General features: G+C 71.6%; 22 protein-coding genes and 1 pseudogene. 13 read left to right on the top strand and 10 right to left on the bottom strand.

All coding sequences use genetic code 11. The annotated features are described in order from the left end of the window. Positions 1-69 precede the first annotated feature (69 nt). Positions 70-1,452: a transcriptional regulator gene (locus ACFC0G_RS29955; RefSeq protein WP_376408959.1), complete on the bottom strand. Its 1,383-nt coding sequence runs from the start codon at positions 1,450-1,452 to the stop codon at positions 70-72. A gap of 347 nt (positions 1,453-1,799) precedes the next feature. Between ACFC0G_RS29955 and ACFC0G_RS29960 the strand changes: the two genes are divergently transcribed. From ACFC0G_RS29960 to ACFC0G_RS29975, 4 genes are all read left to right on the top strand, one after another. Next, positions 1,800-2,483 carry a bifunctional DNA primase/polymerase gene (locus tag ACFC0G_RS29960; protein WP_376408962.1) on the top strand — a complete coding sequence of 228 codons (684 nt, stop codon included), beginning with the start codon at positions 1,800-1,802 and terminating at the stop codon, positions 2,481-2,483. A 74-nt stretch (positions 2,484-2,557) separates the two neighbouring features. Then, entirely contained in the window at positions 2,558-3,415 is an 858-nt protein-coding gene (locus tag ACFC0G_RS29965) for an ABC transporter ATP-binding protein (protein ID WP_376408964.1), read from the top strand. After that, the gene (locus ACFC0G_RS29970) at positions 3,412-5,055 is read left to right on the top strand and encodes a transporter (RefSeq protein WP_376408966.1); all 1,644 of its coding nucleotides are present in this window, start codon (positions 3,412-3,414) and stop codon (positions 5,053-5,055) included. The genes ACFC0G_RS29965 and ACFC0G_RS29970 overlap by 4 nt, the downstream gene beginning before the upstream one ends. Positions 5,056-5,176: 121 nt before the next feature. Then, a complete protein-coding gene (locus tag ACFC0G_RS29975) occupies positions 5,177-5,839 on the top strand; it encodes a hypothetical protein (protein ID WP_376408968.1) in 663 nt (220 codons plus the stop codon). Here the strand turns inward: ACFC0G_RS29975 and ACFC0G_RS29980 are convergent. Then, positions 5,828-6,250, bottom strand: coding sequence for a hypothetical protein (locus ACFC0G_RS29980; protein ID WP_351816572.1), 423 nt, complete (start codon positions 6,248-6,250; stop codon positions 5,828-5,830). The two genes, ACFC0G_RS29975 and ACFC0G_RS29980, sit on opposite strands and share 12 nt — an antisense overlap. 241 nt (positions 6,251-6,491) lie before the next feature. Between ACFC0G_RS29980 and ACFC0G_RS29985 the strand changes: the two genes are divergently transcribed. Both ACFC0G_RS29985 and ACFC0G_RS29990 read left to right on the top strand, forming a co-directional pair. Further along, positions 6,492-7,616: a serine hydrolase domain-containing protein gene (locus ACFC0G_RS29985; RefSeq protein WP_376408971.1), complete on the top strand. Its 1,125-nt coding sequence runs from the start codon at positions 6,492-6,494 to the stop codon at positions 7,614-7,616. 100 nt (positions 7,617-7,716) lie between these two features. Further along, positions 7,717-9,102 (top strand): S41 family peptidase, encoded by a 1,386-nt coding sequence (locus tag ACFC0G_RS29990; RefSeq protein ID WP_376408974.1) that lies wholly within the window; start codon positions 7,717-7,719, stop codon positions 9,100-9,102. A gap of 50 nt (positions 9,103-9,152) precedes the next feature. On the opposite strand, the gene ACFC0G_RS29995 is transcribed toward ACFC0G_RS29990, so the two are convergent. After that, a complete protein-coding gene (locus ACFC0G_RS29995; protein WP_376408977.1) occupies positions 9,153-9,974 on the bottom strand; it encodes an alpha/beta fold hydrolase in 822 nt (273 codons plus the stop codon). A 103-nt stretch (positions 9,975-10,077) separates the two neighbouring features. Between ACFC0G_RS29995 and ACFC0G_RS30000 the strand changes: the two genes are divergently transcribed. Together ACFC0G_RS30000 and ACFC0G_RS30005 are read left to right on the top strand one after the other, a co-directional pair. Beyond that, the gene (locus ACFC0G_RS30000; RefSeq protein WP_376409023.1) at positions 10,078-10,515 is read left to right on the top strand and encodes a MarR family winged helix-turn-helix transcriptional regulator; all 438 of its coding nucleotides are present in this window, start codon (positions 10,078-10,080) and stop codon (positions 10,513-10,515) included. Positions 10,516-10,639: 124 nt separating this feature from the next. Further along, the gene (locus ACFC0G_RS30005) at positions 10,640-12,013 is read left to right on the top strand and encodes a PQQ-binding-like beta-propeller repeat protein (RefSeq protein WP_376408980.1); all 1,374 of its coding nucleotides are present in this window, start codon (positions 10,640-10,642) and stop codon (positions 12,011-12,013) included. A gap of 19 nt (positions 12,014-12,032) precedes the next feature. On the opposite strand, the gene ACFC0G_RS30010 is transcribed toward ACFC0G_RS30005, so the two are convergent. Further along, a complete protein-coding gene (locus ACFC0G_RS30010; protein ID WP_376408983.1) occupies positions 12,033-12,536 on the bottom strand; it encodes a hypothetical protein in 504 nt (167 codons plus the stop codon). Positions 12,537-12,652: 116 nt separating this feature from the next. Further along, positions 12,653-12,801: pseudogene (locus ACFC0G_RS30015) on the bottom strand (IS5/IS1182 family transposase); the annotation flags it as partial. A 115-nt stretch (positions 12,802-12,916) separates the two neighbouring features. Between ACFC0G_RS30015 and ACFC0G_RS30020 the strand changes: the two are divergent. Together ACFC0G_RS30020 and ACFC0G_RS30025 are read left to right on the top strand one after the other, a co-directional pair. Next, positions 12,917-13,855: a MerR family transcriptional regulator gene (locus ACFC0G_RS30020; protein ID WP_376408986.1), complete on the top strand. Its 939-nt coding sequence runs from the start codon at positions 12,917-12,919 to the stop codon at positions 13,853-13,855. Between the two features lie 53 nt (positions 13,856-13,908). Then, on the top strand, positions 13,909-14,475 hold the full coding sequence (locus ACFC0G_RS30025) for a GNAT family N-acetyltransferase (RefSeq protein WP_376408989.1): 567 nt from the start codon (positions 13,909-13,911) through the stop codon (positions 14,473-14,475). Positions 14,476-14,611: 136 nt separating this feature from the next. On the opposite strand, the gene ACFC0G_RS30030 is transcribed toward ACFC0G_RS30025, so the two are convergent. Together ACFC0G_RS30030 and ACFC0G_RS30035 are read right to left on the bottom strand one after the other, a co-directional pair. Continuing rightward, positions 14,612-15,571, bottom strand: coding sequence for a hypothetical protein (locus ACFC0G_RS30030; protein WP_376408992.1), 960 nt, complete (start codon positions 15,569-15,571; stop codon positions 14,612-14,614). A 121-nt stretch (positions 15,572-15,692) separates the two neighbouring features. After that, positions 15,693-16,103: a hypothetical protein gene (locus ACFC0G_RS30035; RefSeq protein ID WP_376408994.1), complete on the bottom strand. Its 411-nt coding sequence runs from the start codon at positions 16,101-16,103 to the stop codon at positions 15,693-15,695. Positions 16,104-16,184: 81 nt separating this feature from the next. Between ACFC0G_RS30035 and ACFC0G_RS30040 the strand changes: the two genes are divergently transcribed. The 3 genes from ACFC0G_RS30040 (at position 16,185) to ACFC0G_RS30050 (ending at position 18,452) form a co-directional block, all read left to right on the top strand. Beyond that, on the top strand, positions 16,185-17,003 hold the full coding sequence (locus ACFC0G_RS30040) for a helix-turn-helix domain-containing protein (RefSeq protein ID WP_376408996.1): 819 nt from the start codon (positions 16,185-16,187) through the stop codon (positions 17,001-17,003). Beyond that, on the top strand, positions 17,000-17,173 hold the full coding sequence (locus ACFC0G_RS30045) for a DUF397 domain-containing protein (RefSeq protein ID WP_376408998.1): 174 nt from the start codon (positions 17,000-17,002) through the stop codon (positions 17,171-17,173). The genes ACFC0G_RS30040 and ACFC0G_RS30045 overlap by 4 nt, the downstream gene beginning before the upstream one ends. 76 nt (positions 17,174-17,249) lie before the next feature. Next, the gene (locus ACFC0G_RS30050; RefSeq protein ID WP_376409000.1) at positions 17,250-18,452 is read left to right on the top strand and encodes a hypothetical protein; all 1,203 of its coding nucleotides are present in this window, start codon (positions 17,250-17,252) and stop codon (positions 18,450-18,452) included. Here the strand turns inward: ACFC0G_RS30050 and ACFC0G_RS30055 are convergent. From ACFC0G_RS30055 to ACFC0G_RS30065, 3 genes are all read right to left on the bottom strand, one after another. Then, positions 18,433-19,224: a N,N-dimethylformamidase beta subunit family domain-containing protein gene (locus tag ACFC0G_RS30055; protein ID WP_376409002.1), complete on the bottom strand. Its 792-nt coding sequence runs from the start codon at positions 19,222-19,224 to the stop codon at positions 18,433-18,435. The two genes, ACFC0G_RS30050 and ACFC0G_RS30055, sit on opposite strands and share 20 nt — an antisense overlap. A 179-nt stretch (positions 19,225-19,403) precedes the next feature. After that, positions 19,404-20,627 carry an FG-GAP-like repeat-containing protein gene (locus ACFC0G_RS30060; protein ID WP_376409005.1) on the bottom strand — a complete coding sequence of 408 codons (1,224 nt, stop codon included), beginning with the start codon at positions 20,625-20,627 and terminating at the stop codon, positions 19,404-19,406. A gap of 105 nt (positions 20,628-20,732) precedes the next feature. Beyond that, complete coding sequence (locus tag ACFC0G_RS30065) at positions 20,733-21,731, bottom strand: alpha/beta fold hydrolase (RefSeq protein WP_376409007.1); 999 nt, start codon at positions 21,729-21,731, stop codon at positions 20,733-20,735. Between the last annotated feature and the right edge of the window lie 667 nt (positions 21,732-22,398).

Below are 22,398 nucleotides of genomic sequence, written 5' to 3' on the forward strand. Positions count from 1 at the left end.
GCAGGGCTCCGCACACACGTGTGAGCCCGGTTACACAACCTTCTTGCGCGGCGACGGGTCCGGGGGCGGCTAGGCGGCCGACAGGTCCATCCGCGCCCCGAACTCCCGCACCACCGCCTCTCCCGCGTACGGCTCCAGGCTCTCCCGCAGGTCGTCCAGGTACTCCGCGCCCCGCGACGACCGCAACGTGCCGAGGAGTTCCAGCGCACGCGTCCCCGTCCGGCAGGCCTGCTCCACCTCCCGCTGCTGCACCTGCGCCGAGGCCAGCAGGGCCAGACCGATCGCCCGGCGCCGCGCCCGCGTCTCCGGATGCCCCGCGATCGACTCCCGCGCCGCCCGCGCCGCCGCCTCCGCCTGCCCCAGGTCCCGGTAGCAGTGCGCCAGTTCGTCCGCGAGATAGGCCTGGTCGAAGTGCGCGATCCACACCGGGTCGTCGCCCGCCTCCGGATCGGCCTGCTCCAACGCCCGTACGGCACGGCCCGCCGCCGTCTCGAAGGAGCTGAGGTCCCCGAGCAGCGCGTGCCCGCGCGCCTCGGCCGCGAGGAACATCGCCTCCGCCCGCGGCGGCACCTTCCCCCGCGCCCCTTCCTGCGCCGCCCGCGCCAACTGGGCGATCTCCCGCGGGTTGCCGAGCTGCGCGGCGAGGTGGCTCATCGACGCGGCGAGGACGTAGCCGCCGTAGCCCCGGTCCCCCGCCGCCTGCGCGAGCCGCAGCGCCTGGATGTAGTACCGCTGCGCGAGCCCCGGTTCGCCCGTGTCCACCGCCATGTACCCGGCGAGTTCGGTCAGTCGCGCGGCCGCCGCGAAGAGCTGCCGGCCCACGGCCTCCCGGTACGAGCCGGACAGCATCCCCGACACCACGCTGTTGAGGTAGTGCACCACCACCGGCCGCACGTGACCGCTGCCGAACCGCCGGTCGAGGTCGACCAGCGCGCTCGTCATCTCCCGTACCGCCGCGACGTCCGCGACCCCGACGCGCGCACCCGCGAGCCGCGCCACGTGCGCGTCCGGCCCGGTGATCAGCCAGTCCCTGCTGGGCTCGACGAGCGCGGAGGCCGCGACCGTGGAGCCCGTGAGGAAGTCCCGGCGGCCCACGTCGCTGCGCCACAGCTCGCAGGCCTGCTCGATCGCCCCGAGGACGGTCGGCGCGAACTGGAGGCCCACGCCCGCGGCGAGGTTCCGGCCGTTCGCCATCCCGACCTCGTCGATCGTGACCGTCCGGCCCAGTTTGCGGCCCAGCGCCTCCGCAATGATGCCCGGCGCCCGGCCGCGCGGCTGCTGCCCGCGCAGCCACCGCGCCACCGACGTCTTGTCGTACCGCAGGTCGAGGCCGCGCTCCGCGCCGACCATGTTGACCCTGCGGGCGAGGCCGGCGTGCGAGCAGGCCGCCTCCTGGATGAGGACTTGGAGCCGTTCGTTGGGCTGACGCGCGACAAGTGGCCTGGCTGCCATGAGTTACCCCCTGAGGCCGAGCGGTGATCACAGGTGCAGTGATCACGGGAAGTGATCAATGCCCGGTGAATATCCGGTCAATGCCGATGTGAACACGCGAAACCGGACAGGCCGGCCGCGACGCTGCCGCCGGCGCCCCCCACTGACGCGTCCACGGGTACGCGCCCATGACGGCCGCGCACCGATGGGCACGCACCCGTGACGGCCGCGTACCCACTGGTACGTACCCACCCCCGCTCCCCGGCCTCCCGCGCGCCCCCGTCGGTGCACCCGTGCGCCCCATGTGCAGGATCGATGCGTCACACCGCTCTTCCCCACGCCCGTAACCCCAGGTGACGGGGGCAGTTGTGTTCACCGTGGAAGAGACCATCGGAGTCACGGAAGCCGCACAGATCCCCCAGCAGCGAGGCGAGCAGCTGCTGGACAGCGCCGTGCGGTACGCGGAAGAGCGGCACTGGGACGTGTTCCCCGGGACCTGGCTTGAGGCCGTCGAGGGCAGGGAGCGCTGCTCCTGCGGCGCGGAGTGCGCCGTCCCCGGCGCGCACGCGGTCAAGCCCGACTGGTCGACCCAGGCCACGGGGAGCGGCGTCGGGGCGCGGCGCATGTGGTCGAAGACGCCGAAGGCGTCGATCCTGCTGCCGACGGGCCGGACGTTCGACGCGATCGAGGTGTCGGAGTCGGCCGGTTTCCTCGCGCTCGCCCGGATGGAGCGCATGGATCTGACGCTCGGCCCCGTGACCTGTACGCCGGACCGCCGGATGTTCTTCTTCGTCCTGCCGGGCGCCGCCGCCAAGGTGCCCGACCTCGTCCGCAAGCTGGGCTGGGTCCCGGGCGCGATCGACCTCACGACGCGCGGCGAGGGCCATTACGTGGCGGCCCCGCCCACCCGGATCGGCGGCGTCGGCGCGGTGCAGTGGGCGCGCCGCCCCACCCCGGCGAACCGCTGGCTCCCCGACGCGGAGGAGCTGATCAGCCCCCTCGCGTACGCGTGTGGCCGGGAAGCGGCGGAGGCGCGCAGCCGGGCGCAGTGATCCCTGGGCCGGGCCAGGTCTCACCCGTATGGTGGTGCCCGTATCCACGGGGACAACCGAAGGGTTGACGGACCATGCCTGACCAGGCATTTGACGGAGTTTTTGACAAGGCGGGCGCCACAGCGGGCACCGCACCGGGTGCCGGTGCGGTGCCCGCTGTGCGTGTCGAGGGGCTGTGGAAGCGTTTCGGCCAGCAGATCGCGGTGAACGGGATCGATCTCGTGCTGCCCGCGGGGAAGTTCATCGGGCTCGTCGGGCCCAACGGGGCCGGCAAGACCACCACCCTCTCGATGATCACGGGCCTGCTCCGGCCCGACCACGGGCGGATCCTGGTGGCCGGGCACGACGTCTGGGCCGACCCCGAGTCGGTCGCCGAGGTCAAGGCGCGGATCGGCATCCTGCCGGAGGGGCTGCGGCTCTTCGAGCGACTCTCCGGCCGTGAACTCCTCGCCTACAGCGGGCGGCTGCGGGGGCTGCCCGGTGCCGAGGTCGACAAGCGGGCCGCGCAGCTCCTCGACGTCCTCGACCTGACGGGCTCGCAGAACAAGCTGGTCGTCGACTACTCGACCGGCATGCGGAAGAAGATCGGCCTGGCGGCCGCCCTGCTCCACAACCCGGAAGTGCTCTTCCTCGACGAGCCGTTCGAGGGCGTCGACCCGGTCTCCGCGCAGACCATCCGCGGGGTCCTGGAGCGGTACACCCGGTCGGGCGCGACCGTCGTCTTCTCCAGCCACGTCATGGAGCTGGTCGAGTCGCTCTGCGACTGGGTCGCCGTGATGGCGGCGGGCCGGATCCGCGCGCAGGGACCGCTCGCGGAGGTCCGCGGCGACCGGCCCTCGCTCCAGGCGGCGTTCCTGGAGCTGGTCGGGGCGAGCGGGCACGAGACGGCCGGGGACTCCCTGGACTGGCTGGGCGGCGGGACGCAGCGATGAGCACGACCACCGCCACCGCTCCCTCCACCGCCGCCTCCCCCGTACCGTCCCTGACGTCGACCTTCGTACGGCTCAAGCTGTCGCTGCTGAAGAACGGGCTGCGGCAGTCGGGCGGGCGGACCGCCGCGTACATCGTCTCGATCGTCTTCGGCGTCCTCTTCGCCGCGGGCATGGTGCTGGCGTCCGTCCTGCTGCGGGGCAGCTCGTCGGCCGGCACGATCGCGGTCCTCCTCACCGGGACCCTCGCGCTGGCGTGGACGTTCATGCCGCTCTTCGTGCCGAGCGGGGACGAGACCCTCGACCCGTCGCGGCTCGTGATGCTGCCGCTGCGGCCCCGGCCGCTGGTCCGGGCGCTGCTCGTGGCGTCCCTGGTGGGCGTCGGCCCCGCCATCACCCTCCTCCTGGTGTTCGGCTCGGCCCTTTCGGTCGCGCGGGGCGCGGCGGGCGTCGTCGCCGCCGTCCTCGCCGTCCCGCTCGTGACGGCCGTGTGCGTCGCGCTGTCCCGGGCGGTGGCCGCCGCCAACGTCCGGCTCCTGACCTCCCGCAAGGGCCGGGACCTGGCGCTGCTCAGCGGCCTGGTGATCGCGGTCGGCATGCAGGTGGTCAACTTCGGCGCCCAGCGCCTCGGCCAGGCCGGCGGTATGGGCCCGCTCGAACCGGTGGCGGCCGTCGTCGGCTGGCTGCCGCCGGCCGCGGCGATCGGCGCGGTCGACGCGGCGAGCAACGGCGACCACGTGGTGGCGGCGGCCCGGCTGCTGCTCACGGCGGCGGCGCTCGCGGGGCTCGTCCACTGGTGGCAGCGGAGCCTGGTGCGGCTGATGGTCGAGCCGGACGGTTCGACGATCGGCGCGTCCTCCGGCTCGGACGTACGGAAGAAGTCCGGGGGTACGGGGCTGCTCGGCCGGATCCTGCCGGGCGGGCGCACGGGTGCGGTCATGGAGCGCAGCCTGCGCTACATCTGGCGCGACCCGAAGACGAAGGCGGCGTGGGTGACCTCGCTGGCCATGGGTCTGATCGTGCCGCTGTTCAACGCCCTCCAGGGCGTGGGCACGATCTACTGGGCGTGCTTCGCCTCGGGGATGCTCGGCGTCCAGATGTACAACCAGTTCGGGCAGGACACGTCGGCGTTCTGGATGGTCGCGCAGACCATCTCGACGAAGGACGACGCGTACGCCGAACTGCGGGCACGGGCCCTGGCCCTGCTGACCATCACGCTGCCGTTCACGGCGCTGGTGACGGTGGCGACCGCCGCCGTCCTCGGCGACTGGTCGGCCCTCCCGGAGGCGCTCGGCCTGGCGCTGGGCCTGCTCGGCGCGCTGGTGGGTTCGGGCGCGGTGGCCTCGGCGGTCTTCCCGTACTCGATCCCGCAGGACAGCGGCTACAAGAACGTGGTGCCGGGGCAGGGCGGGCTGGCCTGGATGTCGATCCTGGGCGGCATGTTCGGCTCGGCGCTGCTGTGCTCGCCGCTGATCGGCGCGACGGTCTACCTGCACCTGTCCGACCAGGAGTCCGCGCTGTGGCTCCTCCTCCCGGCCGGTGTGCTCTACGGCGCGCTGCTCGTCTGGGCGGGCCTGAAGGTGGCGGCCCCGCGCACGGCGCGGCGGCTGCCGGAGATCCTGGCGGCGGTCAGCAAGGGCTGACCCGAAGGCCTCCGCCGGTGCTCTCCGGAGCTCTGGAGTAGCTCAAGTCCCTTGCCTCCCCGGTTCCTTGGCGGCAGTGTCGACCGCACCATCTGACCAATGGTTCCGGGGGGACAAGAGCATGAAGATCAAAGAGACCTTCCTGTCGGCGTGCGCCGTGGCCGCGCTGCTTGCGGGCACCGCCGCGTGTACGTCCGACGGCGACGGGCCGGCCGACAAGGCCGGGCCCACGACCGCTGCCGCGTGCAAGAACGGCACCTACACGTGGTTCAACGTGGACAAGAAGGACGTCCTGACGGGCATCAGCGAGAAGCAGAAGATCGGCAAGGGGGGCAGCGACCTCGCCTCGACCCTGAAGCCGCTCCACACGCCGCGCACGGCCGTCACCTTCGAGAAGGGCGCGCGGGGCGACGCGAAGGCCGCGCTGCTCTCGCTGGGCAGGCGCGTCGGCGAGGTGAGCGCCGAGGACGACGGCGTGAGCCACGAGTTCGCCAATGTCCGCAGGCAGGTACCGAGTCTCGTGAGCCACACCCGTGTCACCGGCGCGGGAAACTTCGTCGACTACGCCTGGGTGGAGGAGGTCACCGGCGACTTCCGGTACACCTGCGGGACCGAGAAGCCGGTGACGGGCCGGGCCGTCGGGTGGACCATCGACGGCGGGGGCATCCTGGAGTGTTCCGAGCCGGTGGTGGAGCAGCGCGAGAGGCACGCCATGGAGGCGGCCCTGCTGGCCTGCGGCCCGGACGCTCCGGCGGCGAAGGGCCGGTCGAAGTCAGGCGGGTGAACGGCGCCGTATGAGGGAGGCGAGCGCCGTGACGCCGATGACGAGGGCGAGGGAGCGGAGGGGGAGGAGCGTCCCGGGGGCGTCGTCGATGACGTCGATGCCGTTCCCCACGGCGCCGATCCAGACCGCGGTGCCCACGAGGACCATCGGCCAGACCTTCCGCTCCCCGCTGATCCGCATCCCCGCCCACAGGACGAACGGCATCGCCAGGAACGTGTTGATCAGCGCGTTCGTGAAGGCCTGGTCCGCCGAGTAGCCGGGGGCGGCGCCCAGCGTCGAGGCCGCCTGGCTGCTGAAGGACAGGCGCAGGGTGTCGGACAGGACGAGGTGCGCCGCCGCGACGGCGAGCAGCGTGACGATCAGCGCCTTGAGGAGCCGGGGGGCGGTCGCGGTACGCGGGGACGGTGCCATGCGGCCGACTATACGCAGTGCGTATACACCGGGTTTATAGGGGGTGGGGAAGGAGCTCGACCGGGGCGCCGGCACCGCCACGGCACCGCCCCTGATCTCCGACCCGGAGCGGGAGTCGGGGTGAGCTCCGGGTGGGCTCAGGGTGATCACCGATGAGCAACAGGCGGTGCGGGCGCGAAGGTTGGACCAGCCGCAGTCAGGCGAAGACCCGAGCCGCCCGCCCCGTCCCCAGGAGCCACCGATGAGCGCCCTCCCCCGTACCCTCAGCCGCCGCCTCGCCGCCACCGGCCTCGCACTGGCCGCGTTCACGGCCGGCGTCGGCGCGGCCCCGGCGGCGACGGCCGCCCCGGCCTCCCACCACTCCCCCGACGCGGTAAGGGCGTTGCTCGCCACGATCCCCGACGACGTGACGGACGCGGCCCTGGTGAGGGTGGCGGGTCAGGGCATGCGCTCGCCGTACACGGGGACGGCGGGACCGGTGGCGGCGGACGCGCGGTTCCCGGTGGGGAGCGTGACGAAGGTGTTCACCGACGCGGTGATCCTCCAGCTGGTGGCCGAGCGCCGGATCGGCATCGACGAGCCCGTACGCCCCCACCTCCCGGAGCTGATCCCGGCCGCGTACGCGGACGTGACGGTACGCCAACTCCTCGACCACACCAGTGACTTCCCCCGCCCGGCACGGGTGCCGCTCGACCCGCGCGGGGTGGTGACCGCGTCCTTCGAGGGGGACGCGACGGCCCGCCCCGGCCACGTCCCGGCGCCCGGGACCGTCCAGCAGTACAACGGGCTCAACAGCTTCGTCGCCGGGCTGCTGGTGGAGCGGGTCACGGGCCGCACCTTCGCCCAGGAGCTAGACCGGCGCGTCCTGCGCCCCCTGGCCCTGCGCCACACCGCCCTCTCCGAGGAGCCGGCGATCGCCTGGTCCTGGGCGGAGGGCGGACTGACGTCCACCGCGGCCGACCTGGACAGATTCCTGCGCGCGCTGCTGGACGGGCGGCTGCTGCCTCGGGCCCAGCAGCGGCACCTCTTCGAGATACCCGCGGTCCCCGGCGGCCCCGAGAACACCAGCTGCCCGCCGGCCACGGCCTGCTTCAGCGCAGGCGGGCTGATGGGGCTCGACCTGAACGGCACGAAGGTCTGGGGCAAGACCGGCTCCAGCGGTGGCTGGACGAGCGGCGTCTTCGCGACCACCGACCCGCACGCGCACCGTCGGGTCGTCTACACCCTGCGCCCCGACGCCCAGGCCACCCCGAAGCAGCAGCGCGGCCGCGTCGAGGCCGTGGTGGGGGCGGCGGTTCACACCTTCCGTCGCGCGCACACCTCCTCAAGCGTGTTGGTCCCGGGTTCCGCGGGGAGCGGGGGCTGACCCCACCCTTGATCGGCCGGACAGCCGGATGGCCCGGCGGGTCCCGTGTCGGCGACGGTGGGGAGGTACCCAGCAAGTCGCCTACAGAGAAGGCAAGATCGTGCGCATCGTCACGGCCACCGCCGTCGCCCTGGCCCTCGTCGGCGCAGCCGCGCCGGCCGCCACCGCCCATCAGCCGGCCACCGACGGAATCTGGCGCACCGACGGCTACGGCACGGTGCTGTCCATCCGGAACGGAACCCTCCAGGAGTACCAGACCACCGCCGTCAGCTGCATCGCGGGCGACACCGCGCGGCGGACCGGCCCCGGCACCTACACCACGCCCGGGGGTGGCACCGTCTTCACCGTGCGCACCCGCGGGGACCGCGACCGCGCCTCCGTAGGGCTGGACGGCGACGTCGGTGAACGGAACCTGCGCCGGATGACGGAACTGCCCGACGCCTGCGCGCCGTCCGCCCCCGGGGGACCGCTCGCCTCCTTCGACGTCTTCTGGCAGTCCTTCGAGGAGAACTACCCCTTCTTCGCCGCCAAGGGCATCGACTGGCACGCCGTACGCGACCGGTACCGGCCCACGGTCCACGAGGGGACGACCCCGGACGAACTCTTCGCCGTCTTCAGCAAGATGGTCGAGCCGCTCCACGACGCCCACGTCGCTGTCTTCGACGTCGACGCCGACGCCGACGGCATTCCCGACCGGGCGTTCGCACAGGTCCGCCCCGGCACCGTCCGGCCCGACGGGAGGCTTGACGCCAAGGTCAAGAAGTTCGTGGTGGAGCGCGACCTCAAGGACGCCCGGAACGTCCAGGACTTCGCCGCCGGGCGGATCACCTACGCCGACCTCCCCGGCGGGCGGGGCTACCTGCGGATCTCCGGCTTCGGCGGCTACGCGGGCGACGGGGCCTCCTACGCCGCCGAGCTGGCCGAGCTCGACAAGACGCTGGACACGATCCTCGACCGGGAGCGCACCCGGCACCTGAAGGGCCTGGTCATCGACCTGCGGATCAACGGCGGCGGCTCCGACGCCATGGGGCTCCACCTCGCCGGGCGGCTGACCGACACCCCCTACCTCGCCTACTCCAAGCGGGCCCGCAACGATCCCGCGGACCCCACCCGGCACACGCGCCCGCAGCCCCTGTACGTCACGCCCGCCCAGGGTCCCCGCTACACCGGACCGGTCGCCGTTCTGACCGGAGGCTCGACCGTCAGCGCGGGAGAGACCTTCACCCAGGCCCTCATGGACCGGCCCGGCCGGACCGTGCGGATCGGGCAGCCCACGCAAGGCGTGTTCTCGGACGTCATGGTGCGCAAGCTCCCCAACGGCATGTCGGTCTGGCTGCCGAACGAGGAGCTGCTGACCCGGTCGGGCAGGACCTTCGACGGCGCGGGCATCCCGCCGCACCTCACCGAGCCGGTCTTCACCAAGGAGGAGTTCGACCGGAACGAGGACTCGGCCTTCGACCGGGCCGTAGAGGTCCTGCGGGACTAGGTCGTGTCCGGCGGATCAGGCCCCGCGACCCCGACCTTGGGCGACGCTCCCTAGCGGGCGGCGAGGGTGGTGCGGAGCCGGGCCGCCCAGGCGCGCGGGTGGGTGGTGTTGCCGTTGTGGCCGCCGGGGAAGGCGGTGACCTCTCGGCCGACCAGTGCTCCCAGGCTGTGGGCGGCCTGGTAGTCGAAGACGGTCGTCGGGGTGGTGCGGCCGGTGGCGGGCAGGATGCGGGTCGTGGTGGCGGCGAGGCGGTCGCGGCAGCCGGGGTCGGTGCGCAGGGCGGTGAACTCCGCGGTGATGAAGTGGGCGAAGTTGGCGCGGCGGCGGTCGTCCATCGGCTGCGGGGTCAGGTCGGGTTCCGCGCCGGGCTGGGCCGGGTCGATGCCGAGGGAGGCCGCGATGGCCGGGAGTGCGGCAGGCAGGCCGCCCGCCGCGAACAGGTCCTGGAGCTCCGCCAGTTCGTGGCGGTGGGCGTCGGAGTCCGCGTCGAGCAGCCAGGGGGCGACCGGTTCATGGGCGATGAGGGTGTCGAGCTGGTCCGCGTGCTCGGCGGCCAGGTGCAGGCCGATGACCGCGCCGAAGCTGCATCCGAGCATGAGCGCCGGGCCGTCGGCGACGTGGGCGAGGAGGCGGTGGGCGTCGTCGGTGTGGTCGGCCATGGTGACGGGCCGGCCGGGGGCGTCGAGGGTGCTGCGGGACAGGCCGCGCCGGTCGTAGGTGAGGACGGTGAAGTCGTCCGCGAGGGCGTCGACGAGGTCGGTGGTGCGGCCGGCGTCGCCTTCGCCGCTCTGCGAGATGAAGAGAAGCGGGCCGGTGCCGCGCTGCTCGAAGTAGAGGGTCGCGCCGTCGACGGTCAGCAGGCCGGTGGTCATGGGAGTTCCTCCTTCGTCGGGTGTGGACCCCACAGTAATCCATCAGATCTGATGCATCAAGAGTGATGCATCTACATTGATGTACCTTGCTGGAGTGAACGGCATGGATCTGGCCCTGCTGGGCCGCACGTTGATGAAGCTCGGCGAGGCTTCCATCCCCACCGAGGGCATCGGCACCCACGGCACGAGCGCGCAGTCCGTGATCATCGTCGCGGCGGACATCAAGGCCCACCCGGGCACGCCCGTGAAGGACGTCGCCGCGAGGACCGGCTTCCCGCAGAGCAAGGTCTCGGCCTGCGTGGCGCGCCTGCGCGAGGCGGGTGCGGTCGAGACCCACACCGACCCCGCCGACCGCCGCCGCACCCTCATCAGCCCCGCCCCGACCGCCTCCCCCCGTGTCGCCGAGGTCCGCTCCGCCGACATCGACGGCGTCCTCACGCGCGTACTGGAGGACCCGGAGCGACTGGCCGAGGTCAAGGCCGCGCTGGCGGTCGTCGCCGAACACCTCGGCCCGAGCGTCCTCGCCCGCCTCGGCGACTGAGCGCGACCCGACCGATCCTGAATCCGAGGCTCCCCCCGGGATGCCCGGCATGCCCGGCAGGGGCGGGTCATGATCGAAGTAAGCTGGTCCGTTGATCACTCAAGAGGAAAGACGGGCAAGGAACTTGAATCGCATACGAACGACGGCGGCGCTCGGTCTGGTGCTGTCCGCGGCTCTCGTGACCGGATGCTCCGGAGGCGCGGAGCCCGATGCCAAGCCCAGTGGCGGGGAGACGGGCAAGGTCACGGAGTCCGCGTCCGCGTCCGCGGCGCCGAAGACCCCGGTCTTCAAGGGCAAGCCGGTGCCCGGCCTGGCCGCGAAGCCGGCCTGGAGCCTGGCGAGGGACGAGGCGGGGAACTGCGCGGGCAAGGCGTCCGTGAAGGACGCGTCGCGGAACGACATCTGCACGGTCGGGGACGCCCTCATCGTCACCAGTTACACCAACGGGCCGGATGGCACGGGCGTCTTCACCGCCCGGCTCCTCGACGCCGAGACCGGCAAGCTGCGCAAGAAGCTCGACTTCGTCCACCCCGCGGGTGACGGCAGGCCCGAGTCCGCCTCGGCGGTGACCATCGCGCAGGTGGGCGAGTGGCGGGACGGTTCGCCGGCCCTGCTGATCCGCAGCCGCGTCGACACCCCGCCGAGCGGCCTGAAGAAGGCCTCGTCCCAGACCGTGCTGACCATGTACGCGCCGTCCGGCGAGAAGCTGGGGAGCTCCTCCTTCGACGAGGACACCCACATGTCCACCCCCGTCCGGAACGGCTACATCGTGGACGCCAGCTCCATCGGCGCCGGCACCACGTTCACCCCGATCGGTGACGGGGAGACCGTGACCAGCGATGTCTCGGCCTACGACCTCAAGGGGACGGTCGGCTCCGGTCTCGGCTACTACTCGGAGCCGGACATCTCCTACCAGCCCTCCGCCGACTGGCTGATCGCCAAGGACGTCCGTACGGACAACAAGGCGTGGACCAGCGAGGACCTCACGCCGCCGGCCCCCATCGCCAAGCTGGTCACCTCGGACAAGGCGACCAGTGCGCGGCTGATGCCGTTCCGGGGCGACAAGGCCCTCCTCGAATGGTCCTCGTACGGCGACTCCGAAGCGGTCATCACGCTGATCGACGTCAAGAGCGGCCGCCGGTTCGCCGAGGGGCCGGCCATCGACACCAACGGCACCACCGACGACGACGGCCTCGCCGTCTCCCCCGACGGCAAGACCGCCGTGGTGCAGTACGGCAAGGGCGCGGTCGCCTGGAACACGGAGACCGGCAAGGAGCTGTGGCGCCAGGCGGATGACGAGGTGACCATCGGGCCGGGCGACCTCCCGGGCAACGGCGTCCTCTACGCATACCTGGACGGCGTCGGAGCCGCGCTCGACGCCGACGACAAGAAGCTGCTGGCCTCCGACATCGCGGAGATGCCGCAGTTCACGACGAACGGCTACGCCGCCATCCACACCTCCGAGGGCCTCTTCGTCTTCGCCACCCAGCCCGTCTGACGGACGCCCCGCCCCCGGTTCAGGGGGCTTCGGTCGAGGACTCCGCCTCGCGGGACATCACGTACGTGTTCCCGATGTCGGGATCGCCGACGAAGAAGAACAGCTCCAACGCGTCGCGCTCATCGCGGCGCACGTAGAAGTCCCAGGAGTAGACGGAGGGCGGGTCGGCGGTCGGGGTGGGTGCGACCGGGACCGCCGAGGGGGAGGGTGACGGTGAGCGGGTCGTGACCTTCGTCCGCTTCGTCAGCTCCAGCCGGACGCTCTGCCCGCCCTTCTCGTCGGCGAGTTTCCACGTCCCCGTACCGAAGAGGCGCCAGCCGTCCTCGAAGGCGAAGTCCGGCCCGTCGAGCGCCTCGACCTGGGCCGTCCCGTCCTTACGGAGTACGACCCGGGTCCCCTCGATGTTCTCCCACGCCCCGGCGACCTCGGCCGCCGTGGCGTCGTGGACCCCTGTCCCCTCGTAGTACTGATACGGCCCGGCGCACCCCGTCAGCACGACCAGCGCCAACACGAGGCCACCCATGGCGGACCCCCACGCGCGCACCCCACTCCCCCGCACCACCACACCCACCTCCGAGTCGATGGGTGACACCTTGCCAGAGCAGTTGAACGCGTTCAACTCTCAAAGTCTCCTTGAACGCGCGATGCCGCGAAACCGCGAAGCCGCTGGTGGCCGATCCGGTCGGACGGCTGGGGATGACAGCGCGGATACCGCCTTGGCGGAGGTGACTGCGGATCGCGCGGGACGAGTACGCGCGGTCCGCGAGGACGGCGTCAGGCGGGGTCCTGCACGACTGTCGCTGGCGAGGTGGAGGAACAGTCAAGACCTGTGCACGAGGGGGCCGGCCGTCGGCTGGCGAGGGGGCTTGAGTCTCCCGTAGGGGGAGACACCAAGCTGTGGGCATGGACGGCGACACGCTTTACTCGATCGGCGAGCTGGCTCGGCGGACCGGTCTCACGATCAAGACCATTCGGTTCTACTCCGATCGAGGAATCGTGACGCCGACGGACCGCAGCCCGGCCGGCTACCGCTTGTACAACATCGACGCCGTCGCTCGCTTGGACCTCGTGCGGACCCTGCGGACACTGGGGCTGGACCTTCCCACGATCCGCAAGATCGTCGATCGGGAGCTCTCGCTCCCCGAGGTCGCCTCGGCGCATGCCGAGGCACTCGCGGTGCAGATTCGCATCCTGCGTCTGCGGCACGCGGTGCTGACAGTCGTGGCCGAGCGTGGGCTCACTCCCGAGGAGACCGATCTCATGCACCAGCTTGCCCAGCTTTCCGAGGACGAACGCCGAGAGCTCATCGGTGATTTCCTCGACACTGTCTTCGACGGTCTCGGCGCCGACCCGGCATTCGCAGGGGTCATGCGCTCGATGACCCCCGAACTGCCGGATGCTCCCGAGGCGGAGCAGGCCCGAGCATGGGTGGAGTGGGCCGAACTGGCCCTGGACCCGGACTTCCGTGCCGGCGTGCGACGAATGGCCGAGGATCTGGCGGCCGAACGGGCACAGAGCGACACCGCGGGCCCGCGCCGCGACTTCGCCGCAGCTGTCCGTGACCTCGTCGCCCCGGCCCTGACAGCGGGCATCGACCCGGCCTCCCATCAGGCCGATCCGATCGTCGCGGCGCTTGCGGATCACTACGCGCACATCTGCGGCCGCCCTGACGACGCCGAGCTTCGCCGTCGGCTGCTGCTCCGGCTGGAGAGTGCGAACGACCCGCGCAGGGACCGGTACTTCCAGCTACTCGCAGTGATCAACAGCTGGCCTGCTCCGGAGAGCCTGGCGCGAGTGCTCGACTGGTCCGTCGAGGCCCTGCGCGTTCGGACGCAGCGGTAGTGGGCCCGGAACCGTCTCTGCCGGGGCCGGACGCCGACGCGTACGATCGGCCGGTGCCTGACACCGCCGTACTGCGTGCGGATGCCACGCCGTCCGCTCCCGCCCTCGTTATTCGTCCCTGGTGCATGCAGGACGTTCCCGCGCTGGTCGAGGCGTGCCGGGATCCAGCCTTGCGCCTCTGGACAAGCTCTTCCGTGGAGAACGACGCCGACGCGGTGCGGTGGGTGCGGGCCCAGCAGCGAGGATGGGCGGTGGGCGACCGGTTCGGCTTCGCGGTCCTTGAAGCGCAACCCGACTCAACCCATGGGCAGTTGCTCGGCAATGTGGTCCTCAAGGAAGTCGCCTCCGGCAAACCCTCGGCTGAGGTGGGCTATTGGACCGCGGCGCATGCTCGCGGACGGGGTGTGGCGCCTCGCGCTCTGGAGGCTCTCACCGGCTGGGCCTTCGACACGCTCGGGGCCGGTTGGCTGAAGCGTCTGGAACTCCTGCATCAGGTGGACAACTCCGCTTCGTGCCGGGTTGCACAGAAGAGCCGGTACGAGTTCGACAGCCTTCTGCCCGCGGCGCCGCCCTCCTTCCCTCTCGACGGTCATCTGCACATACGGTGCAGGGATACCTGAGATCCACTCGCGCCCTGCGGATCGGCCGAGGTGGCTCATGCCGCGCAGGCAGCTTGAACACCATGGCGAGTCCAGCAGCACGTCCTGGTCGCTGGTGATCTTCGATCAACTGAGCAACCATTCGAAGAGACACGCTCTAGGTGATCAGGCCCTTCGCGTACTTGTCGAAGTGGTCGCGCCAGGCGACCGGGCCGGGGTCGGGGGCACTCTGGGGTCGGGGGTGGCGGCGTTCGTGGGCCTCCCAGGCCGCCTCCGTGCGGCACGAGCCGCAGTGCGTCTCGCCGGCCGCCGGGCGGAAGACGTGCAGGTCTCCCGGGCCCTCGCAGGTGATCAGCGGCGCCGGGCGGGTGGGCGGTTCGGGTGAGGTGTCCGGGGTATCCGCCGGGGCCGCCGGGGGCGGCATCTTTTCCGTCAGGCGGTGCCGCAGGAAGCCGACGGCCGACCGTACGCCGTTGCTCGGCAGGTACGCCGTCAGGGCGCGGCGCAGATCGGCGGCCGGGATCCCGCGACGGAGCCATTCCGCCGCCTGTTCGGCCAGCCCCCGCGCCTCCCGGACGCCCAGGAGCAGATCCCTGTGCGAGTGGCGGAGGGAGAGCAACAGGCGTTCGGCCTGGAGGAGTTCCGGGTCCCCTTCCGGGTTCGGGTCCGGGTCGCGTTCCGGGTCCGCTTGGGAGGGTGGGTGGGGAGGAGTCTTCCCACAGTCTTCTTCTACCGGTTTACAGGTTCGGGCTTTCCGCGTACCCAAAGAACCGACCATCGGATCCCGCTCACTCGGTGGCTCCGCCGGAGGACCCCCGTCCCGAAGCGCGATCGCCTCATCGCTCGTCAGCGTGACGTTCGACGTGAGCTGATCCGTGACCCAACGCCCCCGGTCGTTCTGCCACTTCCACTCGTGGAGGTACCCGTTCGCGATCAGATCCTTCCTCGCGTTCCGGTACTGCCGGGGCGTCAGCCCCAGCGCCTCCGCGTACGCGCCGAGCGCGTCGTACCGGTCCTTCTCGGGGAGGCTCTGGACGACGAGGAGCAAGACCTTCGCGTCGTTGTTCATCCGACGCGAGTGGAGGATCTCGTTCGAGACCTTCGTATAGCTGCGCACAGGCGCGATAGCATGCCGAAGCATTTCTGGTGGACCTCTGGATTCCACTGGGCGTGAAGGTCCTCGGGCGGTGTTGGCGCACCCCCGGGGACCGCTCCATTTACGGAGCGTGATAACAGGGTTACCGTAGCGCAGACTTCACGGTCCAATGCAACAACTCCGCCTCTACGAACGGATCTTCGAGCGTCGGTCGTGACCGCCAGTCCAACGGCCAGGTCAGCCCGCGCAACGCCGGGATCCCGACGTACGCCTCACTCCTGCCGCTCCCACTCAGCGCCCTCGTCGGCGCCGGCCACGCGAACTCACCGGCGGTGCGGGGCGGCAGCAGAAAGTACAGGTTCTTCTCACCGGTCGCCTCGCGGACGATCGGGCCCGCCTGGAAATCCGTGAACGACATGATCCGGTACGCCACGTCCTCACCGAGGAACCCCCCGATCCGTACGGCGTCGAAGTGCACCCCCGCGTGACGGAGAGCGTGACCGGTCGCGGGCACCCAAGAGGGCGCGATGTCAAGCGACTTGCGCAGATTCATGCGACCAGCTTTGCGGGCGTGATGTGCTGTGACCAGCGACACAGGCCGGTTGTGCCGGACTGTGCACTCGGGAGGTCGGGTGTGAACAACGAGAAGAAGGGGAGCCCGGGGGCCGCGAAGGCCTTCGGCGCGCTCCTGCGCTTCTACCGCGAGCGGGCAGGGATCTCGCAGGAGGCGCTGGGCCGGGCGACCGGCTATTCCAAGTCCCAGGTGGCGATGATCGAGCGCGGTGAGCGGCGGGCGAGGGGGAATTTCGTCAAGATCGTGGATGAGTTGCTCGGTGCACAAGGTGCACTTTTGCAGGTCGCCGAGGAGGTGACGGCCAGTGGTGTCGCCGCCTGGTTCGAGGACTACTTGGAGGAGGAGGCGAAGGCTGCCGGTATCCACAAGTACGAGATCCAGCTGATCCCCGGGCTTCTCCAGACCTCGGAGTACGCGCGGGCGGTGTTCCACTGCGGCGTCCCGGTCCTGGAGGAGGAGGTCATCGAGGCCAGCGTGATCGCGCGCATCAAGCGGCAGGAGGTGTACTTCCGCAAGCCGCAACCTCTTGTGACCTTCGTCCTGGAGAAGGCCGCGCTCATCAAGCCGATCGGCGGACCGGACGTGCTTCGGAAGAACCTGCGCTACATCCGCGAGTGCGCCGACCTGCGGAACGTCACCATTCAGGTCATGCGTGACGACGGGTGGACCCATGCGGGACTCAGCGGATCATTCACGCTGCTTGAGACCGAGGAGCGCCGCAGTCAACTCGTCTATGTCGAGGGACAGAGCAGCAGGTACTTTCTCAGCGAGCAGCCGGAGGTGGGGGATTGCTTCGCCCGCTACAGCGCGTTGCGGGCACAAGCCTTCACTCCAGAGGAATCCGCACGACTCATCGAACAGGTGGCACGAGAGCTATGAGTACCGACCTCAACTGGTTCAAGAGCAGCTACAGCAGCGACCAGCAAGGCGACTGCGTCGAGGTCGCCTCCTCCGCCCACTCCGTTCACGTCCGGGACTCCAAGGACCTCACCGTCCCCTCCCTCTCCCTCTCCCCCTCCGCCTGGGCCGCCTTCCTCGGCTCCATGTGACCCCTCCCCCCTCACGATCGGCAGGTCAGCCGGGTCGTACCCTCGGGCTCTCCTGCCGATCTTGAGGGGTTGCCACATGATCAGACTCGCTTCCGCCGTCACGCCCGTCCTCCTGAACGGAGTGCCGCTCGCCTCCGAGGCCAGCGTCGCGCAGTCGTTCTTCTGGGAGGCGTTCGATCAGTACTGGTACGTGTGTCAGCGGGACATCACCCCCGAGGACCAGGACCGGCTGCTCGTCACGCGGCTCCGTGCCGACGGGAGCGTCGTGGACTCGATGCACGTCGACCGGGCCGGGCACGGGGCGAACATAGGGGTCGAGCGGACCGGGGGCGGGGTGTTCCTGTGGACCGACGCGCTGCCGGTCGGCGGGTGGGCGTCGGCGGTCGCGCGTATCCCGTACGTGCCCGGCGGCACCGTCGACGCCTCCGACACCGCCGCCCCGGCGACCGCGATCACCTTCCACCGGCCCCGGACGTCGGGGGCGTACCGCGTGTCGGCGACCATCGATCCGACCCGCCGGGAGCTGATCTACCGCTGGCAGTCGAGCAACGTCGGTTCCGATTCCTCCGCCGGCGGTGTCGACCGCTACGACCTGGACGCCGCCGTGGCCGGTACGTACACGCCGCTCGCCACGCTGCCGTTCACGCCCTCCGGCCGCACCCTCCAGGGGTACGCCAGCCTCGGGGACTACCTGTACACGCTCTACGGGCAGCCGTCCGGCGAGTGCCGCGTGACCTGCGCCCACTGGGACACGGGTGCGGTCGTGCAGGACGAGGTCGTCGCCGCCTTCGGGTCGATCACGTACCGCGAGCCCGAGGGGCTGTGCGTGTACGGGAACAGTCCCGGCGATCCGCAGGCCACCCTGGCGTTCGGGTTCGCGGGCGGGGCCTCCGGCGCGCGGCGTTTCCACGCGGCCCGCTACCCGCACCCCGGGACCAGCCCGTGGGTGGAAGTCCCGTACGACACCGTCGTGTTCGCGCCGAACAGCGCGTCCTACGCGCCGCAGTACCGGCTCTCCGGCGACCAGGTCCACCTGCACTTCTCGATGGACCGCGTCGACAAGCTGGCCTGGGCGGACGTGACGAAGCTCTTCCAGCTTCCGCAGCCCGCCCGGCCGAACCGTACGCAGCGGCTCGTCGGCGTCCTCTCCGGGGCGTACGTGACGGGTCAGCCGCTGCTCGTCCGGCTCGAAGTGACGACGGACGGCTGGGTGACGCTCTTCGACGACCGCGCCTTCAAGGGCTGGATCGGTGCGGACGTCAGCTTCTGGACCTGCTGACCGCCTCGTCGATGAGGGCGGAGGCGGCCCGGCGGGCCGTCTCCTCGGTCCGGCCCGGCTCGCTCAGCGCGAGCGGGCGGGGAAGGCGGACCACGCGGCGGCCGGTGAGCGCGGTGCGGCCCGTGACGATCACCGCGCCGTACCTCGCCGGACGCACGCGGCCCTCGCGGACGTCCCCGGCGGTGGCGTACGTGACGTCGTACCCCTCCTCCTCCAGCCAGCGGACGACGCTCGCGTCGGCGCCCGGCTCCCCCGAGACGACGTGGAGGACGCCTGAGGCGCGGGCGGGCTCCCGTACGACGAACGGCGTGTGGGCGCGGTGGCCGTCGGGCGTCGTGAGGACGGCGAGGTGGAGGCCCGAGACCCACTCGGCGGGGATCTTCAGGGTCCAGGTCCGGTCCGCGTCGGTGGCCGTGAGGAGGTGGCGGGCGCGGGCGCCGGCGTAGTGGCCGAGGCGGTAGATCGAGACGGTCGCGCCGGGGGTGGAGAGGTGCAGGCGGAGGGTCTCGCCGGGGGCGACCGAGTCCCGCTCGGCGCGGCCCGCGATCTGCGGGCGGGCCGGGTCCACCCCGCAGGTCTCCGCGCAGCCGACGGCCCACTGGTCGGAGCCGGGCGCCCTGTTCTCCCGTACGACCGGGTTGTCGGCGGTCCTGGCGGGCGGGACGGCCGGGGTCGCGGCTGCCGTGCCCGCCGTCAGCCAGGGGGTCGCCGCGACGGCACCCGCGCCTGCGCCGAGGCCGTGCAGGACCGTACGACGGGACAGCTCCGACATGGGGCGACCTCCGGGCCGGTTGTCATGGAGCGATCATGGTACGGGCGTTCCCCGTACACATGGATGAAGGCCTCCACCCCTGGGCGAACCCGGGGCGGAGGCCTTCGTCTCACGTGGAGCGGAGCCGGAGGGGAGCCGGAGCTGAGCCTGAGCCGGAGCAGCGCCGGATCAGAACCGGATCAGAAGGCGCCGTTCAGCTGCCACCAGCTGTCGGTCTCCGGGAAGCCCGCTTCGAACTTGCCGGTGCCCGTGCCCGAGTAGAGGATCAGGGCGCCGTCGCCGCGGAACACGTTCGACGAGTAGCTGCTGTTGGTGATGGCGGCCAGGTCGTGGTGACCGTCGCCGTCGTAGTCGCCGACGGCGAGGAGCTGGTCCATGACGTTCCAGCCGCTGCCCAGGAGCACGCGGGAGCCGAACGTGCCGCCGGCCTTGCCCGGGTACATCCACAGCTTGCCCGTGGACGCCTCGCGGGCGACCAGGTCGGGACGGGCGTCGCCGTTCAGGTCGCCGGTGCCGGCGAAGGCGTTCATGCCGTTCCAGCCGCCGCTGCCCAGGAGCACGCGGGAGCCGAGGGTGCCGGTGGTGGTGCCCGGGTACAGCCAGAGCTTGCCCGAGGACTTCTCGACGGCGACCAGGTCGGAGCGGGTGTCACCGTTCAGGTCGCCGACGCCGACGAGCCGGCTCATGACGTTCCAGCCGCCGGTGCCGATGAGCTTGCGGGCGCCGAGGGAGCCCGTACCCGTGCCCGGGTACAGCCACAGCTTGCCCGTGGACGCCTCGCGGGCGATCACGTCCTCCTTGCCGTCACGGCTGAAGTCGCCGTGACGCACGAGGGCGTTGAAGGCCTGCCAGCCGCCGGAGCCGACGAGCTTGCCGCTGCCGCCGCCGGGCAGGAACCAGAGCCGGCCCGCCTTGTCGCGGACGAGGACGTCCGCCGTCCGGTCGGCGTCGAGGTCGCCGAAACCGGCCGCCTTGGGGGCCTCGGCCGCGTACCAGACCGGGTACGGGTCCATGGCGCACTCGCGCTCGGCGGCGACGAACTTGAGCGAGCTGATCGAGTTGCTGCCGGGGCCGCCCCACTCGGAGCCCGAGGGGTCGGGGTACACGGAGTAGACGGCGCCGTCGGTGCCGTGGTTCGGGTCGTCGTACAGGCAGGCGAACTTGTTCGTGCGGTTGACGACCGAGCGGAACGTGTTGTCCCAGGTCCCGAGCGTCGCCGCGTTCGCGTTCGTCTTGTACATCGTGCCGGTGCCGTTGTCGGTCTTCCAGGCACAGAAATAGCCCGACGGGCAGTCGCTGATCGCGGCCTGGGCGGGCGCGGCGCCCGCGCCGAGCAGGCCGGCAGAGGTGAGCCCCAGCGCCGCGGCCACCGTGGCCAGGCGCTTCAGCAGTGAAGTGCGCAAATTCGTTTCCTCCCTGAGGTGGCGCGGAGAGGCCTCGACGCGCCACGGGGAGGACCGTACCTTGCCATTCGACGATCATGGCAAGGGGGTTCCGGTTCCTCGTCGTCAGGGCGTCAGGACCCCGTTCAGGAAGGGCTCGACCGCCTCGCTCCAGGCCTCCGGGTGCTCGTAGTGGAGGAGGTGACCCGCGTCGGGGATCTCCGCGTACGCCCCGTGGGGCAGGACCCTGACCATCTCCTGGGCCTCGGCGCGGCCCAGCTCCCCGTCGAGGCCGCGGACGACGAGCGTCGGGCAGCGGACCTGCGCGAGGGACTCCCAGTGGGCGTCGTGGACCCACGTCTCGCGCGAGGTCAGCATCTGCGCCGGGTCGAAGACCGGGCGCCAGCCGTCCGGACGCTCGGCCATCACCTCGGCGAAGAAGGCGGCCCGGGCGGGGTTGGGGCGCTCGACCCACGGGTCGTCCTCGCCGAACCAGCGGCGCACGGCGTCCAGCGACGGGAAGGGCGCGGGCCAGTCCCGGAACCAGTCCTGCCACGCGCGCTGCGAGGCGGCGCCGAGAGCCGAGGCCCGCATGTCGCAGATGACGAGGGCGCGGACCAGGTCGGGGCGCTCGGCGGCCAGCTGCCAGGCGGTGAGGGCGCCCATGGAGTGGCCGACGAGGGTGACCGGGCCGAGGCCCAGCTGCTCGACCGCGGCGGCCGCGTCCGCCACGTACGCCTCGCGGGTGAAGGGGCCGGCGGCCGGCTTCTGGCTGTGGCCGTGGCCGCGCTGGTCGAGGGCGACGACGCGGTGGCGGCCGGTGAGCCGGCGGACCGCGGGGGCCCAGTGGGCCGCGTGGCCCATGAGGCCGTGGAGGAGTAAGACGCCGGGGGCCGGGGTGGAAGCGGGTGTGGGCGTGGGCGTGGGCGTAGGCGTGGGCGTGGGCGTGGGCGTGGGCGTGGGGGCCGTCCGGGGGCCGGGTGGGCGGGGGACCGACCGTGAAGCAGCCTTCGGGTCGCCTTCGCGGATGTCGTGGCCTGCGTCGCCTTCGCCGGTCAGCGTCGTGTAGTCCCAGGCGGCCAGGCGTACGCCGTCGGCCCCGGTGACGTCGAGTCGTCGCGCCATGTCCCTGGCACCCCCTCTTTCCCGTCGAACCGCATCAGAGTATCGAACTCGCATTCGAAAATGAGCTTCTGCCACCCAACACCCCTCGTTCGAGTGACAGGGCTCAAGGGTTGACCCCCGCCGCCGAGGGGAGATCTTGAACGGGAGGCGGACCGCTCGGGGAAAAACGGTCCGACGGGACTGACCTTGAGAGCTCGGGGCTCCAGGTCAGGACAGGGGAGGACAGGCCCCGGCGCCGGAAGGCGCCGGGGCCCTCTGCTGCCCGCCACCCTGTCGCCCGTCGCCCTGCCGTCGATCGCCCTGCTGTCCGTCGCCCTGCCGCCGCCGGCCACCCCTCTGCCGCCGACCACCCCGCTGTCGCCCGTCGCCCTCGGTCCCGCGTCGTCCTCATGAGCCACTCCTCACGGCAGCACACGGCTCGTCAGCACACGGCTCGTACCAGCGTTGCACGCCGAGGGGGCGGGCGTGGCCATTCCGGCGTAAACCGGGGCGCACGACGGACGTTGGACTTCTGAACCTCTGGACCTCTGAGCCTCTGAACCTCAAAGACGAGGGGCGGGCCCCCCCCCCCGGGGGGGGGGCCCCGGCGCCGGGACCGCCACCCATTGATCAATTGTAGCGCCCAGCCCAACCGCCGGGGACCGAAACAACCGCCCCCCCCGACCCC

Origin of the sequence: Streptomyces sp. NPDC056169 (assembly GCF_042268445.1) — a bacterium.
GTDB lineage: Bacteria > Actinomycetota > Actinomycetes > Streptomycetales > Streptomycetaceae > Streptomyces.

Bases quoted from the DNA above. Each gene is read 5' to 3' on its own strand.
- ACFC0G_RS29955 (WP_376408959.1), bottom strand. From the start codon at position 1,452: ATGGCAGCCAGGCCACTTGTCGCGCGTCAGCCCAACGAACGGCTCCAA.
- ACFC0G_RS29965 (WP_376408964.1), top strand. From the start codon at position 2,558: ATGCCTGACCAGGCATTTGACGGAGTTTTTGACAAGGCGGGCGCCACA.
- ACFC0G_RS29970 (WP_376408966.1), top strand. From the start codon at position 3,412: ATGAGCACGACCACCGCCACCGCTCCCTCCACCGCCGCCTCCCCCGTA.
- ACFC0G_RS29975 (WP_376408968.1), top strand. From the start codon at position 5,177: ATGAAGATCAAAGAGACCTTCCTGTCGGCGTGCGCCGTGGCCGCGCTG.
- ACFC0G_RS29980 (WP_351816572.1), bottom strand. From the start codon at position 6,250: ATGGCACCGTCCCCGCGTACCGCGACCGCCCCCCGGCTCCTCAAGGCG.
- ACFC0G_RS29985 (WP_376408971.1), top strand. From the start codon at position 6,492: ATGAGCGCCCTCCCCCGTACCCTCAGCCGCCGCCTCGCCGCCACCGGC.
- ACFC0G_RS29995 (WP_376408977.1), bottom strand. From the start codon at position 9,974: ATGACCACCGGCCTGCTGACCGTCGACGGCGCGACCCTCTACTTCGAG.
- ACFC0G_RS30000 (WP_376409023.1), top strand. From the start codon at position 10,078: ATGGATCTGGCCCTGCTGGGCCGCACGTTGATGAAGCTCGGCGAGGCT.
- ACFC0G_RS30010 (WP_376408983.1), bottom strand. From the start codon at position 12,536: ATGGGTGGCCTCGTGTTGGCGCTGGTCGTGCTGACGGGGTGCGCCGGG.
- ACFC0G_RS30020 (WP_376408986.1), top strand. From the start codon at position 12,917: ATGGACGGCGACACGCTTTACTCGATCGGCGAGCTGGCTCGGCGGACC.
- ACFC0G_RS30035 (WP_376408994.1), bottom strand. From the start codon at position 16,103: ATGAATCTGCGCAAGTCGCTTGACATCGCGCCCTCTTGGGTGCCCGCG.
- ACFC0G_RS30045 (WP_376408998.1), top strand. From the start codon at position 17,000: ATGAGTACCGACCTCAACTGGTTCAAGAGCAGCTACAGCAGCGACCAG.
- ACFC0G_RS30050 (WP_376409000.1), top strand. From the start codon at position 17,250: ATGATCAGACTCGCTTCCGCCGTCACGCCCGTCCTCCTGAACGGAGTG.
- ACFC0G_RS30055 (WP_376409002.1), bottom strand. From the start codon at position 19,224: ATGTCGGAGCTGTCCCGTCGTACGGTCCTGCACGGCCTCGGCGCAGGC.
- ACFC0G_RS30065 (WP_376409007.1), bottom strand. From the start codon at position 21,731: ATGGCGCGACGACTCGACGTCACCGGGGCCGACGGCGTACGCCTGGCC.